A 16,144-nucleotide genomic window follows, 5' to 3' on the forward strand; every position below is an offset into this window, starting at 1 on the left:
CCTTCGTGTTGTGTTTTGAGGTCGTCATGTCGAGGGGGCGAAAGGCTCCAGCAGCCACGCGCCTCGCAAGTCAGGGTGTCTCGGCGTACTGGCGTTCAAATGCCCAGACGTCCTCGAAACCCATGAGCTGCGTCAACTCCGCGAAGGGCATCAAGCCAGCGTCGCTGTTCACCGACGAGCCCGTGCGCTGAAACTGCGCATACACCGTCTTCATGGCCTGGGTAGCGGCCAGCAAGGCAGTCACCGGAAAGATGGCGAGCTTGTAGCCAATGGACTCCAGCTCGCTGTGCGACAGCACGGGCGTCCGTCCGCCCTCCACCATGTTGGCCAGCAGGGGCTTATCCACGGTTTGGCCGATCTTTCGCATCTCTTCCTCGCTCTCGGGCGACTCGACAAAAAGGATGTCCGCTCCAGCACGGGCGTAAGCCTCTGCCCGGCGCAGGGCCTCATCGAGACCAAGGCTGGTACGGGCGTCCGTGCGCGCAATCACCAGGAAATCGGACGAACTGCGGCTGTCGACAGCGACGCGAATCTTGCGCACCATGTCTTCCATGGGGATCACCCGGCGGCCAGGGGTGTGGCCACATTTTTTGGGGTATTCCTGATCCTCCAGCTGGATGGCTTGCGCGCCAGCAGCCTCGTAGCCCTGCACCGTGTGGCGCACGTTGAGCAAACCGCCATAGCCCGTATCGCCGTCCGCAATCAGCGGGGAGCGGGCCATGCCTGCCATGGCCTTCACCCGCCCCACCATGTCCGAATACGTGGCCAGCCCGGCATCTGGCAAGCCCAGGTGCGAGGCCACCGTGCCGAAGCCCGTCATGTACAAGGCATCAAAGCCGAAGGTGTCGGCCAGCCGCAACGACACCATGTCGTACACCCCGGGGGCGATCACCAGCCCGGGCTGGGTCAGGCGCTGGCGCAAAGAGATGGGAGCGGGCAAGGAGGACGTGGAAGAAGGAGCAGATTCAGACATGGCAATGGAGTGATGTTGCAAACAGGGTTGTTTGGATGGAGTTACTGCACAGTACGTGCCAGCGCGCCCGCCTGCCGCAAAGCATTGATTTGATTGACCATGCTCGCACCAATGTGGCGGAGCAGCGGCATACATGTTTCATTGACCACCCCAATGTTTCATATTTGTGTTTCACTTGCAGATCAATGAAACGCAACAGCCTTTCGTTGAAACGCGTCCACAGCCAGTGTCTAGTCCGCGCAACCGTCCGCCCTATGCCAACCCCCGTCACACCACTTGCCAGCCGCCCTCGCCTTTGCTTCATGAGCTATCGCCAGATCCGGCTGATGGCCATGCCCATCGTGGCGGAATACCGGGACAGGGCGGATATCGAGGTGATCGACGGCAGCTTTGAGGTGGCGCTGGACCTGGCCCGCAAGCGGCTGGTCAGCGGACTGGTCGATGTCTTTGTGAGCGCGGGGTCCAACGCCAGCCTGCTGCGCAGCGGGATCAGTGCCCCGGTGGCCACCATTCAGTTGAGCGGGTTTGACATCCTGCAGGCGCTCATCAAGGCCCGGGCAACGGCCGACCGCGTGGGCATCGTGATGTACGGCCATACCCTTCCGGAGCTGGAATCCGTCAAAGGTCTGTTGAACATCGACATTCACCAGTACGCCTACCAGACGCCTGACTCGGCCCGCGCGTGCATCCGCCAGCTGCACAGCGATGGCATCCGCGTGGTCGTGGGCTCCAGCCTGGTGGTGGAACTGGCAGAAAACGCAGGCCTCGTTGGATTGCTGGCGTATTCGCATGCCAGCATCCGCCAGGGCTTTGAAGACGCTCTGGAGCTGGCGCGGGTGGCGCAGCTGGAGGCCGGGCGATACGAACAGCTCAACACGGTGCTGCACACGCTGCAAGAGGCAGTCCTGGCGGTGAATCAGTCCGAACAGATCATCGCCATCAACCCGGCGATGCAACGCATTTTGGGCCTGGTGCGTGCGCCGCGCCTGGGTGAACCCCTCGCGTCTGTCACCACCGATCTGTCGCTGCGCGAGACGCTGGAAGGCGGCCAGCCCGAACATGGCGCCGTGCTCCGCCTGCAAGGCCGCGACTGGATTGCCAATCGCACGCCCATTTACGAGGGCGGCCACACCACCGGTGCGGCGCTGACCTTGTACGACGCTCGCACCATCCACGAGGCCGATAACAGCCTGCGCATTCAGCACCGCCGCAGTGACCACGCTGCGCGCCACCGCTTTGAAAGCTTGGCGGGGCAAGCCCCCGCGTTTTTGCAAGCCATCGCCAGAGCCCGCCTGTATGCCGCCACCGACTTCAGTCTCCTGATCACCGGCGAGAGCGGCACCGGCAAAGAACTCTTTGCACAGGCCATGCACAACGCAAGCCAAAGGGCGCGTCGCCCGTTTGTCGCCATCAACTGCGCAGCGTTCCCGGAAACGCTGCTCGAAAGCGAGCTGTTCGGCCACGAGGAAGGCGCTTTCACCGGTGCGCGCCGCGGCGGCAAGCGCGGGCTGTTTGAAGCAGCCCACACGGGAACCCTGTTTCTGGATGAAATCGGCGACATGCCACTCACGCTGCAAACCCGCTTGCTGCGCGTCTTGCAGGAGCGCCGCATTACCCGCTTGGGGTCCGTCACATCCATCCCAGTCGACGTGCGCGTGATAGCGGCAACCCACCAGCCACTGCTGCAGATGGTGAATGCGCGCCAATTCCGCCAGGACCTGTACTACCGCCTCAACACCCTCACTTTGGCATTGCCTCCGCTGCGGGATCGCAAAGGCGACGTCCAAGTCTTGGCTACGCGTTTGCTGGCCCACAGTCTGAGCCGGGTCGGCGTGTCTGGTGTCACCGCCGCTGAGGTGTTGGCCCAATGGGGAGGTGCCATGGAACAGCACCCATGGCCCGGCAACGTGCGCGAGCTGGAAAACATGTGTGACCGCATCGCCGTTTGGCTGTCTCAGTACCGGCACATCGACAAGGTGGAGTGGAGCGAGCTACGTCACGAATGCCCGGAACTTCTTGCGGCACGGCCAGACATCGAACAGGCCCTGGCTGCTCTGGCGACACCGGAGCAACCGCCAGAACAACCCGATCGGCACACAAAGGCCCTGGCTGCGCTGGAGCGCCATGGCGGACGCACTGGTGCAGCCGCTGCAGAGCTGGGGATCAGCAGGTCGACGTTCTGGCGATGGTGTCGGAAACCGACCCACAAACCGTCTGAACTTGCGCGCGCACCTGCCCAAGAGCGGTCATCCGATGAAGATGGGGCGTGATGGCGGGCTGCCATAACACCCCACTGCCCACAACATCGCCCCGCCGCAGCACTACCCCTTGCCCCGCAGCTCCGTCTTCAACACCTTCCCATAGCTGTTCTTCGGCAACGCCTCCACCCACCGGTATTCCTTCGGCCGCTTAAAGCGAGCAATGTGCTCCAGGCACAGCGCATCCAGCACGGTATCGGCCACCGCGCCACCCTCCCCTGCCACCAGGAAGGCCACCACCACCTCGCCCCATTCCGCATCGCGCTGGCCCACCACAGCCACCTCGCGCACCTGCGGGTGGAGCAGCAGCACCTCTTCGACCTCGCGCGGGTAGATGTTGCTGCCGCCGGAGATGATCACGTCCTTGGACCGGTCCTTGAGCGTGAGAAAACCGTCGGCATCCAGCGCGCCCATATCGCCGGTGTAGAGCCACCCGTCGCGCAGCGTCTGCGCGGTGGCGGTGGGGTTGTTCCAGTAGCCGGGCATCACGGTGTCGCCGCGCACCACCACCTCGCCGGTCTCGCCGGTGGGCAAGGGCTGACTCATGGCATCGACCACACGCACTTCCACCAGCGACTGCGCCACGCCCACCGACACCATGCGCTCGGCCCAGCGCGGGTGGTCGCGGTCGGCCAGCTGGGCGCGCGACAGGGCGGTGATGGTCATGGGGCTTTCGCCCTGGCCGTAGATCTGTGCAAAGCGGTTGCCCATCACGGCCAGGGCGTTGCGCAGGTCGTCGGCGTACATGGGGCCGCCGCCGTAGACGATGGTCTTGAAGCCTGAGACGTCGGCACCCGTGGCACGCACATGGTCCACCAGGCGGTGCACCATGGTGGGCGCTGCAAACAGCGTGAGCTGGCCCACGCTGGCCGCGAGCTGCACCAGTTCGGCCGGCTCGAACCCGCCCGACAGTGGCACCACATGCCGCTCGCCGCGCAGCACCTGGGCGTAGTTGTAAAGCCCCGCGCCGTGCGACATGGGTGCGGCGTAAACCATGGCGTCACCGGGCAGGATGTCGTCCACATCGGTGAAGTAGCAGGCCGTCATGGCCAGCAGGTTGCGGTGGGTCTGCATCACACCCTTGGGTCGGCCTGTGGTGCCCGAGGTGTAGAACAGCGAGGCCACGTCATGCGGCGCGCGGTCGCATACGTCCATGGGCGTGTGGGCGACTGCGGCGCGGTATGCGTCGGAGCCAAAGACCAGCACCGCGTCCTGCGGCGCCCCGGCCTCGCGCACGGCGGGTGCCAGCGCTTCAGAGGTCAGCACCACGCGCGCGCCCGAGTCGGCCAGCACGTAGGCGAGTTCTTTGGCATGCAGCTTGTAGTTGACCGGCACCGACACGGCCCCCGCCCACAGGATGGCGTGCAGGGCCTCCAGGTATTCGGGCGCATTGGCGGCGTAGATGGCCACGCGGTCGCCCGGGGCCACGCCACAGCGTGTGCGCAGATGGGTGGCCAGCGCGGCGGTGCGGGCAGCCAGCGTGCCGTAGCTCCACAGCACCTGGTCGCCATGCAGCAGCGCGGGCTGGTGGGCGTACAGCAAGGCGCTGCGGCGCAGCAGGTGGGCGATGTTCATCGGGCGCGCTCCAGAATGCTCACGTAGTTGGCCACGGCCGAGCCGCCCATGTTGAACACGCCCGCCAGGGTGGCACCCGGCACCTGCAGGTCGCCCGCCTCGCCCATGAGCTGCATGGCCGACACCACATGCATCGACACGCCCGTGGCGCCGATCGGGTGACCCTTGGCCTTGAGCCCGCCCGACGCGTTGACAGGCAGGCGGCCGTTGCGCAGCACGGTGCCGTCTTCCAGCAGGCGGTGGCCCTGGCCTGCGGGCGCCAGGCCCATGGCCTCGTACGTGAGCAGCTCGGCGATGGTGAAGCAGTCGTGCACCTCCGCCAGCGACAGGTCGTGCACCGCGCACCCGGCCTGTTGCAGCGCCTGCTGCCAGGCGCGCCGGGGCCCCTCAAAGTCCACCACACGGCGGCGCGCCATGGGCAGGTAGTCGTTGACCTGCACCCGCGCCCGCAGGCGCACGGCGCGGGGGAAGTCGGCCATCGCATCATCGGCCGCCAGGATGACCGCCGCCGCGCCGTCAGACACCAGAGAGCAGTCCGTCTTGCGCAGGGGCGCGGCAATCATCGGGTTGCGGTCGGACACGGTGTTGCAGAACTCAAAGCCCAGGTCCTTGCGCATGTGGGCCCAGGGGTTGAGCGCGCCGTTGGCGTGGTTCTTGGCCGCGATGCGTGCCAGGGTGGCCGAATGGTCGCCATGCGCGGCAAAGTAGTCCTGCGCGATGGACGCAAAAATGCCTGGAAAGCCACCGGGCGGATCGCCCGCCTCGCCGGAGTAGCCGCAGTCACCCAGGATGCGCGTGGTCTCTGCGCCGGAGACAGCGGTCATCTTTTCGGCGCCGATGACGAGGGCAACCCGAGCGCGGCCGGCTTCGATCGCATCGCACGCGGCATAGAGGGCGGCCGAGCCCGACGCGCAGGCGTTCTCCAGCCGCGTGGCGGGCTTCCAGCGCAGGGCGTCGTCGCACTGCAGGGCCAGTGACGAGGCAAACACATCGGGCGTGAAGCCGCCGTTGAGGTTGCCCAGCCACACGCCATCCACCGCTGTGCCGTCGATGCCCGCGTGCTGCAGGGCCTCGCGGCCCGCGCGGGTGATGAGGTCTTCCAGGCCCATGCCGTCCAGCCGTCCAAACGGCAAATGTGCCCAACCCACGATCGCTACGCCCATGTCCATCCTCCGTTGATGTGCGCCACGACGGCGCGATGGCAAGCACTGTAGGCAAGCGATGGCCCTCCGCACAGTCGCCGAACTACCCAAGGGAAAACCCGAATCCCTGGCGCCACGCACAGCCCGCGCCATCAATCCCCCACACGCTGTGGCGTTGAAACCGCATTGCCTAGACTGCACCTAAGAACCTGTTCACAAGCCACCGCACAACACACTGCAAGCAGTGTGCAACCCCTCCCACCCCTTTTTTCTGCACGACGACCATGACCCTGGACCAGCAAAAATCCATCCTCACCATCGCCCTTCTGGCCGCATTTGCCGATGGAAACAAGGACGATGCCGAACGTGAAGAGATCCGCCGCATTGCCCAGTCGCTCGCGGGCGACGGGGGCGTGGCCGACCTGCCGCGCATCTACCAGGACGTGCTGCTGCAGCGCACCAGCGTGCAGGCCGCCGTGCAGGGTCTGAGCGAGCCCATGCACCGCCAGCTGGCCTACGAGATGGCTGTGTGCGTGTGTGATGTGGACGGCCGCCAGACCGCGGCGGAGCGCGAGTTTCTGACCCGCCTCAAGGCGGCCCTGCAGCTGGGCGACCCGCAGACGGCAGCGTTTGACCAGCAAGCCGATGCGCTGGTGGACGTGGCCGAAAAGGCCGTGCCGATGGCGGTGCCGGTGGCCACTGCTGCGGCAGCGCCCCTGGCCGCAGCAGTCGGTGCAGGTGCCTCGGACGCAGAGCTGGACAAATCCATCCTGAACTATGCGCTGCTCAATGGCGCGCTGGAGCTGCTGCCGCAGTCATGGGCGTCGATGGCCATCATCCCGCTGCAGGTGAAGATGGTCTACGGCATCGGCAAGGCCCACGGGGTGGAGCTGGACCAGGGCCACATCAAGGAGTTCATCGCTGCTGCCGGCGTGGGCATGACGTCGCAGTATCTGGAGCAGTTTGGTCGCAAGCTGCTGGGCGGCCTGCTGGGCAAGGTGACGGGCCGCACCATCGGCGGGCTGGGCGGCGCTGCCACAGGCATGGCGTTTTCGTTTGCCACCACCTACGCGCTGGGGCAGGTGGCCAAGCGCTACTACGCAGGGGGCCGGGTCATGAGCACGGCCATGCTGCGCGAGACCTTTCAGGGCCTGCTCACGCCCGCCAAGCAGCTGCAGACGCAGTACTTGCCACAAATTCAACAGAAGGCAGCGACGCTGGACGCGGGCCAGATCATGGCCCTGGTACGGGGCAAATAGCGAACGCTATCTAATTGATAGCTGCTTGAGCATATTCGACTAGCGCTTGCAGCCGATTTGACTCAAAACCCGTCCCACAGGCACGTAGTGGCCTGCTCGGACGCCCCGCAGCGCGCCACCACGCTGCGCGCACCCGTTGCCGCCGCGCAGCACCTTGCGATTCGGCAGGTAATACACCGCCCGGTGCATGACAGAATCCGACCATGCTCGACCACACGGATCCTGTCGCCTCCATCATCCCGGCCATGTCGCTCGATTCGCCGTCCGACAACGCCATGGCCGCCATGTCGCGCCTGGCCCTGGGGCCCGCGAACACGGACTACTACCTGAAGGTGTTCGAGCGCTTTGACGACACGGGTCGCACGACCACCACCTGGAACTGGGCCGCCTGCCTGTGCACCCTGAACTGGATGCTGTTTCGCCAGCTGTGGGGCGCTGCGCTGGTCTATGTGGCGGCGGCCGAGGGGCTGGCACTGATCGTGTTTGGCGTGGGCCGTTCGTTTTTGCACTGGCCCGTGGGCATCGAACTCGGGGTGCTGGGCGCCTTTGCGGTGCTGGCCTTTGCCGTGCCGGGGCTTTACGGCAACGCCATCCTGTACGCCGACATCCGCAAGCGCATTGCGCGCGCGCTGGCCGCGTCGCGCACCGTGCCGGAAGCCTGCGCGCTGCTCGAAAAGCAGGCCAGCTCGCGCAAGCGGCTGCAGGTGCTCGTGCTGGCAAACGTGGTGCTGGGCCTGGCCGCACTGATCGCCTACCTGGCGCTGTCCCCGTCGGACGTGAAGCCCCTGGCGCTGGAACCCGCCGTCACGGTGGCGCAGGCCACGGCAGCGGCCCAGGCGGCATCTGCCACCAAGCCCGTGGGTGCCTTGCCGGTGCCGGAGGCCGAAGGGGCACCCACACCGCCAACGCCAGCCCCTGAAGTGGCAACAGAACCACCGCCAGCGCCCACACCCGCGCCCCAGGCTGCTGCAGCAGCAGCCCCCAAGCCTGCGCTTGCGCCTGCACCTGTGGCGTCGGCACCTTTGGCTGTCGCGCCCGCTCCTGCCGCCACTGCCGTTCAAAAATCGGCCGAGCCCCCAGCTCCAGCACTGTCCGCATCGGCCACGGCCGCCCCTCCAGCCGCCAAGGCGTCCACACCCAAGCCAGCCACGCCAGCCGCATCGACCCGCGCACCGACGCCTGCGGCCAGCGCCACCGCTACCGCCCCTGCACGCCGGGATGCCGCCAGCCGCGCAGCAGCCCCCACCAAGCCCAAGACACCGGCGGCAGCAGCGTCCTCCACCGCCGACACCGCGCTGCCCACGGTGGGCTCTGCCCCGGGCTACTACATCAACGTGGGCCTGTTCGCCGAAGAAGCCAACGCCCGCAAGACGCAGGCGCGCTTGCTCAACGAAGGTCTGCCCGCGTTTCGCCAGGAGTTGAACAATTCCAAGGGACGCCGCATCCGCGTGCGGGTGGGGCCTTACGCCACCCGCGCCCAGGCCGATGCCGCGGCCGAGGCGATCCGCGCGATGGCGCTGGACGCCGTCGTCTTCAAGCAGTAGCACCCCCTGGACGCGGGGCGTAGCACTGTCCTACGCACGTGAATGCCCGACGCCGACGCAGGGTCGCCGAGTCTGCAGGTACGCTGAGCCCAGAGCAACTTTGGGCGTATGCACCATGACGCGAAAGACCTCCCCGCACCACAACGCCACCCGCCGGTGGGCCACCCTGGCCGCGGTGGCTGCGGGCGCACTGCTGCTGACGGGCTGTGCCCCTTGGCGCATGTGGACGGCCGCCGACCTGGCCCGCGATGCACGCCCCTACACCGCTCAGCCCCCGCAGCCGACGCGGCGTGTGCTGGTGGTGGGAGACAGCACCGCCGTGGGCACTGGTGCCGGCACCGCAGCAGACAGCCTGCCGGGGCGCATCGGCCAGGACCATCCCCAATGGCGCATCGACAACCTGGCGGCCAACGGCGCCAAATTTGGCGATGTGGTGCAGCAACTGGAGCGCGCTGGCGGCGGCTACGACCTGGTGCTGGTGCTGGCAGGAGGCAACGATGTGATCCGCTTCACGTCTGAAGACACGCTGCGCGACCACGTACAGCAGGCCGTGGCGCTCGCGCGCCAGAAGGGGCAGCAGGTGGTGCTGATGCCTTGTGGCAATGTCGGCCACGCGCCCTTTTTTGTGCCGCCCCTGTCGTGGGCCATGTCGCGCCGGTCCGAGGCACTGCATGCGCTGGTGCGGGAGGCAGCCAGCGCGCAGCAGGTGCACTACGTGCGCTTGCTCAAGCCGCGCGACCAGGACCCGTTCGTGACCCGCAGCCAGGAACTGAACGCCGCCGACGGCCTGCACCCCAGCAGCGCGGGCTATGCGGAGTGGTACCGCGAGCTGGTGGCTCAGGGTGCGCTGAACAGCCTCACGCCGTAGCCCCCGTTACCCGTCCGTTGACTCGCTACGGGACAGCCACTGCAGCACGGCATCGATGACCCACTGCGGGTCATCCAGGGGCAGGTCGTGCCCCGCCCACGGATGCGACTGCAGCGGCAGCCCCCAGGCCTGCGCAATGGCCTGCGAGCATTGGCGGGACACCAGGTGGTCCTTCTCGCTGCCCAGCAGCAGCACACGATCCACGGGTGCGGCCGCCGGCGCGCGGTACCGCGCGGCCGCCACCAGCTGGCGCAGGGCATTGTGGGCCGACACCGGCCGTTGCCTGCGCACAGCAGTCCACTGCGCCAACACGCCGGTAGCAGCGGATGGCGCGCTGCGGCTGGTGATTTGCCACACCACCTGCTCCGCAGCGTCCGCAGATCGCCACCGCCACGCCAGCCGCAGCAGCGGTGCGATGTTGTGCAGCTGCAGACGGTGCCAGAACGGGCTGAACGGGCGCAGGCTGGTGTTGATGAGCACGCAGCCCGCCACCTCGTGGGGCGCCACGCGCGCCCATTCGGTGGCCACCATCGCCCCCAGCGACATGGCCAGCAGGTGGTAGGGCGGCGCCACCGCACGCTGTGCCAGCTCTGCACGGCAGGCTTGCACAATGCCCTGCACCGACAGGGGCGACACCAGGCCATGGAACTCGCCATTGCCTGGCAGGTCGAGCGCCAGCACCTGGTCGCCCGGCACCGCTTGCGCAAAGCGCTCGCCAAAGGCGCCCCAGTGCGCGGCCTCGCGCGTCAGCCCACGCAGCAAGATCCATTGGCGTGGAGGGCGCACAGGCATCTCAGTACCACGCAGCCAGGGCATCGGCACGGCGCTGCGCACGCTGATCGGGCGCTGGCACCCAGCGTACGTGGCTGCAGGCCGCACGCGACAGAAAGTCCAGCAGCGACAGGTGCCGCCGCAGCACCCGCTGCTGGCGGTGGTTGATGAGCGGATTGAAGATGCCGTTGCGCGAGAACAGCTGGCGCGGGTTCTTCTTGATCCACAGCCACGAGCCCATCTCCAGCGTGAGCGGCAAGAAGGTGTGTGCGGGCACATCGCGGCAGGCCTGCAGGTACAGGTGGTCCCACAGATCGCCGTGGGCCAGGTACTGCGCGCTCTGCGGCTCGATGATGTACTGGTGGTTGCTGTGCGCCTGCAGAAAGATGTCTTGCAGCGCATGCAGCTCGGCCAGGTGCGGAATGGGCCGGCGCGTGTGGGCAAACGGGAACCACAGCCGGTCCTTGACCCCAAAGCCCGAGTGGCAGTCCAGCGCAATGCTGAACGGCCGCGCCAGCAGCTGCTGCGCCACCAAGTCGCACAGCGCCTGGCTCTCGGCCTCCATGGGCTCGCCCAGCCTGCCCCGGTACCAGGGCAGGCCCGCGCTCACGCGCTGCCCGCCAATGCCCCAGGGCACCGGGTCCACCGCGTCGACGGGCGCATTGCGCATCAGGTCCACACCGCGCGGGTTGGCGCGCGTGGCAGACCACATGCCGCCAGGGTTGACGATGGGCATGAAGACCAGGCGCACACGCTCCAGCTGCTGGTGCAAGGTGGTGTCCCACCGCAGCCGCATGACCACGTTTTGCAGGTAGGCAATGACCACCTCGGCACCAATGCGTTCCAGCCCATGCACGCCGCCAAAGAATCCGACGGCGGGCACGTCCAGCGCCGGGTTGCCCAACCCAATGGCGTAGATGGGAAATTGCGTGCCCGATGCCACAGACACCTGCTGGACGACCTGCACCTGCAGATGGGGCGCCCCCAGGTCCAGGATTTTTTCCAGCGCCGCAAGCTCGGGCAGCATGTTCAATGGGTGGGGGTAAGTCGGTGTGTGGGGCACGCCAGAGCACGTACCAGGCAGTGAGGATAGCGCCCGGGGCCCAGCACGGACAGCGCTGCGGCCAACCTGTGGGGTTTGCGCGAACCGACGCGAAACCGTCACACAAGGGCGCTACCTTGCCTGCAGTCACCACCCTTTGGAAGAGGCGCAACATGCTCTGGAAATTGTTCGGACTGCAGCGGCTGCTCGATGAGCTGTTCGATGAACGCGGGTGGCTGAGCCTGGACCTGCCCCGCACCACCGGCTGGGACCACGATGATGTACCCGCCATCGCGCAAGACTGAGGCCTACCGCTGGGCCATGGGCTGGGCGATGCTGGCCTGTGCACTGGCCTGGGGCGTGGTGGAGTTTCTGGCCCTGCAGCGCGCGCGCTGGCAGCTGTGGCGCGAGCGGCTGCACACGCCTGCCCACCACTAGCAAGATCGCCATGAGCGACCGGCTGCAGGACCTGCACGAAGAGGTGGCCAACAGTGCGCTGCACGGTGCTGCGCTGGTGGGCGCCTGCCTTGCCGTGCCACAACTGCTGCAATCAGCCCCCGCCGCGCATCCCGCAGCCATAGGGGGTGTGCTGGTGTTTATAGCCACCATGGCGCTGCTGTATGGCGCGTCCACCCTGTACCACGCGCTGCCGCCGGGGCGGGCCAAGCAATGGGCGCTGCGGCTGGACCATGCGGCGATTCACCTGTTCATTGCGGGCAGCTTCACCCCGTTTGCGTTGAGTGCGCCGGGCCACACGCACCATGTCACCGCCCTGGCCCTCGTCTGGCTCGCGGCCCTGGCGGGCTGCTGGCTGCAGCTGCGCACAAGGCGCACTGCGCCCTGGCTGTCCACGGCCTTGTATGTGGCGATGGGCTGGGTGGCGCTGCTGGCGGCCTTGCCCCTGATGGCCCATGTGCCCGCCGTGAGTGCCGCCTGGCTGGTCATCGGCGGGGCCGCGTACACGGCCGGTGTGGTGTTTTTTGTGATGGACGCCGTAGTGCGCTACGCCCACGCCGTGTGGCATGGCTGTGTCATCGCAGGCACGGGCTGTCATGTGATCGCGGTGCTGGGCCTGCAGACGGCAGCATAGCCACGCAGACAACAAGGGGGCGCAAAGCGCGCTCCTGCACCGACCTCGCGGGCCCTGCGCAAGCAGTTGGCACCGCACCCATGCGACGGCTGCAAACACCTGCGGCACGCAGGCCCTATCGCGTCTGGCGTTATCGCACCTAAAATCACGCAGGTCCTCGCCCGCAGAGGCAGGGCCCATCGTCATTCCAATCAACGAAAAAACATCATGGCAACTGCAAAGAAAACTCCCGCTCCCGCAAAGAAGGTGGCCGTCAAGGCCGCAGCACCCGCCGCCAAGAAGGCAGCACCTGCAGCCAAAAAGGCGGCTCCAGCCGCCAAGAAAGCAGCCGCTCCCGCCGCCAAGCCCGTGGCCGCTGCTGCCGCCCTGAAGCCCATCAAGGCTGCGTTCAACAAGACCACACTGGTCGCCCATCTGGCCGAACAGTCGGGTGTGGAGCCCAAGGCCGCTAAGGCCGTGCTGGCTGCGCTGGAAGCCGCCATCCTGGGCTCGGTGCACAAGAAGGGCTCTGGCGAGTTCACGCTGCCTGGCGTGCTCAAGATCGGCCTGCAGCAAGTGCCTGCCAAGAAAAAGCGTTTTGGCAAGGACCCGTTCACGGGGGAAGAGCGCTGGTTCCCCGCCAAGCCCGCCTCGGTCAAGATCAAGACCCGCGCCCTGAAGAAGCTCAAGGACGCAACCGCCTGATGCACCCAGCGCCGCAAGGCGCCTGCTTCAGCACCAGGGGCCGCGAGGCCCCTTTTTTCTTTTGGGGGAACCCGCAAGGGTGCGCGACGACGCCTCCCCTACACGCCCTGGGCCCCGCGCAATCAGGCCCTGATGACCCCTGGCGCTTCAGGATGGGCATACAAAGCCTGCACCGCCGCCGCACGGCGTGACAGTACCGCCCCCTGATTGATGTAGCCCTTGTCGGTGATCTCCCCGGCGTCTGCATCAGGCGCCATGTCCATCACCATGGCCCGTGTGGGGCATTGCGAAGACCCGGCGCCCGCATCGCGGCGCGCGCGCATCACGGCCTGCAATGCCTGCTCCAGCCGCTCAGCGTCGGCCGCACCGGCCGCAGACGGGAACACCAGCATGCCCACCTCATCGCGGTCATGCCCGGTGAGCACGATGTCCTGGACCAGCGGCGCCAGTTGCGACACCAGCTCCACCCGCAACGTGCCCACCGACACCCAGCTGCCGCTGGACAGCTTGAAATCCTCCGCCACGCGCCCGTTGAAGACCACGCCTTTGTCTGGCTGCTCCGCGTCCACCAGATAGCCCGCGTCGCCGATGCGGTAGAACCCCTCGTGATCGAACGCAGCCGCCGTTTCGCGCGGCGCATTGCGGTAGCCTGCAAACACCGACACGCCACGAACCCGCATCTCCAGCTTGCTGCCGTTGGGCACCAGCTTCAGCTCCAGCCCTGGCAAGGGTGCACCAATACAGCCCGCGCCTTCAAGGTGCCAGTGCGCGGTGGTGACGGCCGGCGCTGTCTCTGTGGATCCCCACGATGTCGTGAGCCACAGCGGCTGGGCGGGGCGCACGCGCCGCGCAACGGCCTGCAGGCGCTGCCAGGTCGATGGAGCCAGCGCCGCCGCCGCATAGAAGGCCAGCCGCATGCGCGCCAGCACGTCGGCGGCCAGACGGTCGTCGGCCTCCAGAAACGGCAGCAGCATGTCAAAGCCCCGAGGGACGTTGAACAGCATGGTGGGCTGTACCTCGCGCAGGTTGCGCACCGTCTTGTCGATGAGCCCCGGCACCGGCCGCCCCTCGTCGATGTAGAGCGTGCCGCCGTGGCACAGCACCATGTTGAGGTTGTGGTTGCCGCCAAAGGTATGGCTCCAGGGCAACCAGTCCACCAGCACTGGCTTTTCATGCTCCAGAAAGCGCCACGCCTGGGCCATCATCTGCTGGTTGGCGCAGAGCATGCGGTGGGTGTTGATGACCACCTTGGGCCGGCCGGTGGAGCCGGAGGTGAGCAGGTATTTGGCATGGTCATCGGGCAGCAGCGCCTGCATGGCCTGCTGCACCTGGGGTGTCTCCTGCCCGGCGAGCAGATGCTCCCAAGGCAGGGCACCCGGACACGTGGAGGCGTTGCGGCTGAACACCCGCACGGCATCGCTGTCCCAGCCTTGCAGGGCTGCCGCATAGACGCTGGCATCGGACGCATAGACCAGGCTGGGCTCCAGCACCGACAGCATGCTGTGCAGGCGGCTGGGGTCCTGGGAGCGCGCATACGCGCTCGACAGCGAGCAGGGAGTGATGCCCACATGCATGGCTGCCAGCATGAGCACCGCATGGTCCACCGCGTTGTCGGACAGGATGGCAATCGGCCGCCCGGCGGGTAAGCGCAGGTCCAGCAGCGACTGCGCCACGGCGCCCACCTGGCGGCGCAGCTGGGCATAGGTCAGGCTGCGCCAGCCCTCTGCGCTGTCGCTCCGCTCGGCCAGTGCCAGGGCCTCTGGCGTCTCTTTGGCCCAGCGCTCCAGCCATTCCCCCACACAGCGGGCATAGGGTTGCAGCGCCATGGGAGAGCGCAGCGTGAAAGAACCATCGTCAAACTGGGTGCGCACAGCGCGCGCCGGGGCAATCTGGCGCTCGTCATCAAGAAAGGCTGGGTACATGGTGGGTTCTCGGGAGCGATGGAGGTACAAACACTGAGGCGCGATGCCTCAGGCATCGAGATCAGGGTCGGGTTGGCCGAGCAGCCCTGACGCCTGTTTGGCACGCAACAGCTCGATGAGCAAGGCATCTCGCGCACGGGCCAGATCGCTGGCCTGCCTGTCACCCAGCGCCTGCGCCACACCTTCGGTCACCTGGCGCTGCAAGGCTTCGGTCATGGACGGGGCGCCCAGGTCCTTCCACCAGCTTTCGATGGGGCCACCCAGGTGGGCCAGCAGGTGGGCAATGCCACCGTCGCCGCCCGACAGGTGCAGGTTCATGAACGGTCCCATCAGCGCCCACCGCAAGCCAGGGCCCTGCGAGATGGCGGTGTCGATGTCTTCCACGGTGGCCACGCCCTGGTCCACCAGGTGGAAGGCCTCGCGCCACAGAGCGGCCTGCAAGCGGTTGGCAATGTGCCCCTTGATCTCGCGCCGCACCTGGATGGGACGCTTGCCGATGTGGGCATAGAACGCCATCGCATCAGCCACCGCCTGGGGCGTGGTGCGCTCGCCGCCGCCCACTTCGACCAGCGGGATCATGTGCGGCGGATTGAACGGGTGGCCCAGCACCACGCGCCCGGGGTGCGCGCAATCCTTCTGCATGTCCGTCACCGCCAGCCCCGAAGAACTGGAGGCCAGCACCACATGCGCCGGGGTCGCTGCATCCATGCGGCGGAACAGGCCCACCTTGAAGTCGAGTCGCTCGGGCCCGTTCTCCTGCACAAAGTCGGCCTGCGCCAGAGCATCTTCCAGCCGCACATGAAAGTGCAGGCGCTCCTGGCTTGCCCCCGAGGCCAGCCCCTGCTGCGCCAGCGCCACCCAATGCGCGGCGACGGCGTCCCGCAGTCGCTGCTCGGCCCCTGGCGACGGGTCGGTGGCATGCACGTCCAAACCCCGTGCCAGAAAGTACGCGGCCCAGCTCGCGCCAATGGTGCCAGTGGCCACCACAGCCACGCGCTTCACGGTGTGTGCCATGG

Annotated in this window: 15 protein-coding genes; 8 read left to right on the forward strand and 7 right to left on the reverse strand. The window is 67.1% G+C overall.

Translation table 11 applies throughout. The annotated features are described in order from the left end of the window. Window positions 1-70: 70 nt before the first annotated feature. Window positions 71-973, reverse strand: a complete 903-nt coding sequence (locus AC07X4_RS08735; RefSeq protein WP_436077589.1) for an isocitrate lyase/PEP mutase family protein — start codon at window positions 971-973, stop codon at window positions 71-73. 254 nt (window positions 974-1,227) lie between these two features. Here AC07X4_RS08735 and prpR point away from each other — a divergent pair, with 254 nt between their 5' ends. Beyond that, the gene (gene prpR / locus AC07X4_RS08740; protein ID WP_494739854.1) at window positions 1,228-3,243 is read left to right on the forward strand and encodes a propionate catabolism operon regulatory protein PrpR; all 2,016 of its coding nucleotides are present in this window, start codon (window positions 1,228-1,230) and stop codon (window positions 3,241-3,243) included. Window positions 3,244-3,294: 51 nt separating this feature from the next. On the opposite strand, the gene AC07X4_RS08745 is transcribed toward prpR, so the two are convergent. Continuing rightward, window positions 3,295-4,806 carry an AMP-binding protein gene (locus AC07X4_RS08745; RefSeq protein WP_436077587.1) on the reverse strand — a complete coding sequence of 504 codons (1,512 nt, stop codon included), beginning with the start codon at window positions 4,804-4,806 and terminating at the stop codon, window positions 3,295-3,297. After that, window positions 4,803-5,969, reverse strand: a complete 1,167-nt coding sequence (locus AC07X4_RS08750; protein ID WP_494739855.1) for an acetyl-CoA acetyltransferase — start codon at window positions 5,967-5,969, stop codon at window positions 4,803-4,805. Before AC07X4_RS08750 ends, AC07X4_RS08745 begins: the two co-directional genes overlap by 4 nt. A gap of 263 nt (window positions 5,970-6,232) precedes the next feature. Between AC07X4_RS08750 and AC07X4_RS08755 the strand changes: the two genes are divergently transcribed. The 3 genes from AC07X4_RS08755 (at window position 6,233) to AC07X4_RS08765 (ending at window position 9,619) form a co-directional block, all read left to right on the forward strand. Next, the gene (locus AC07X4_RS08755; protein ID WP_494739856.1) at window positions 6,233-7,207 is read left to right on the forward strand and encodes a YcjF family protein; all 975 of its coding nucleotides are present in this window, start codon (window positions 6,233-6,235) and stop codon (window positions 7,205-7,207) included. Between the two features lie 203 nt (window positions 7,208-7,410). Next, on the forward strand, window positions 7,411-8,751 hold the full coding sequence (locus AC07X4_RS08760) for an SPOR domain-containing protein (RefSeq protein ID WP_494739857.1): 1,341 nt from the start codon (window positions 7,411-7,413) through the stop codon (window positions 8,749-8,751). Between the two features lie 115 nt (window positions 8,752-8,866). Continuing rightward, entirely contained in the window at window positions 8,867-9,619 is a 753-nt protein-coding gene (locus AC07X4_RS08765; RefSeq protein ID WP_494739858.1) for an SGNH/GDSL hydrolase family protein, read from the forward strand. Window positions 9,620-9,625: 6 nt separating this feature from the next. Here the strand turns inward: AC07X4_RS08765 and AC07X4_RS08770 are convergent, their stop codons facing one another. Both AC07X4_RS08770 and AC07X4_RS08775 read right to left on the reverse strand, forming a co-directional pair. Then, window positions 9,626-10,411, reverse strand: coding sequence for an alpha/beta fold hydrolase (locus AC07X4_RS08770; RefSeq protein ID WP_494739859.1), 786 nt, complete (start codon window positions 10,409-10,411; stop codon window positions 9,626-9,628). Window position 10,412: 1 nt separating this feature from the next. Beyond that, window positions 10,413-11,417, reverse strand: coding sequence for a M14 family zinc carboxypeptidase (locus tag AC07X4_RS08775; protein ID WP_494739860.1), 1,005 nt, complete (start codon window positions 11,415-11,417; stop codon window positions 10,413-10,415). 188 nt (window positions 11,418-11,605) lie between these two features. On the opposite strand from AC07X4_RS08775, the gene AC07X4_RS08780 reads away from it, so the two are divergent. The 4 genes from AC07X4_RS08780 to AC07X4_RS08795 all read left to right on the forward strand — a co-directional run bounded on the left by AC07X4_RS08780 (window position 11,606) and on the right by AC07X4_RS08795 (window position 13,206). Next, on the forward strand, window positions 11,606-11,737 hold the full coding sequence (locus AC07X4_RS08780; protein ID WP_255342784.1) for a hypothetical protein: 132 nt from the start codon (window positions 11,606-11,608) through the stop codon (window positions 11,735-11,737). Continuing rightward, window positions 11,709-11,870 (forward strand): hypothetical protein, encoded by a 162-nt coding sequence (locus AC07X4_RS08785; RefSeq protein ID WP_167514362.1) that lies wholly within the window; start codon window positions 11,709-11,711, stop codon window positions 11,868-11,870. The genes AC07X4_RS08780 and AC07X4_RS08785 overlap by 29 nt, the downstream gene beginning before the upstream one ends. Window positions 11,871-11,880: 10 nt before the next feature. Beyond that, entirely contained in the window at window positions 11,881-12,522 is a 642-nt protein-coding gene (trhA, locus tag AC07X4_RS08790) for a PAQR family membrane homeostasis protein TrhA (RefSeq protein ID WP_494739861.1), read from the forward strand. A gap of 207 nt (window positions 12,523-12,729) precedes the next feature. Next, window positions 12,730-13,206: an HU family DNA-binding protein gene (locus AC07X4_RS08795; RefSeq protein WP_056066465.1), complete on the forward strand. Its 477-nt coding sequence runs from the start codon at window positions 12,730-12,732 to the stop codon at window positions 13,204-13,206. A 122-nt stretch (window positions 13,207-13,328) separates the two neighbouring features. Here the strand turns inward: AC07X4_RS08795 and AC07X4_RS08800 are convergent, their stop codons facing one another. Beyond that, window positions 13,329-15,128 carry a feruloyl-CoA synthase gene (locus tag AC07X4_RS08800; RefSeq protein WP_494739862.1) on the reverse strand — a complete coding sequence of 600 codons (1,800 nt, stop codon included), beginning with the start codon at window positions 15,126-15,128 and terminating at the stop codon, window positions 13,329-13,331. A gap of 48 nt (window positions 15,129-15,176) precedes the next feature. Beyond that, entirely contained in the window at window positions 15,177-16,142 is a 966-nt protein-coding gene (locus tag AC07X4_RS08805; RefSeq protein ID WP_494739863.1) for a 3-hydroxyacyl-CoA dehydrogenase NAD-binding domain-containing protein, read from the reverse strand. Between the last annotated feature and the right edge of the window lie 2 nt (window positions 16,143-16,144).

The organism is Acidovorax sp. GW460-11-11-14-LB4 (assembly GCF_059423685.1).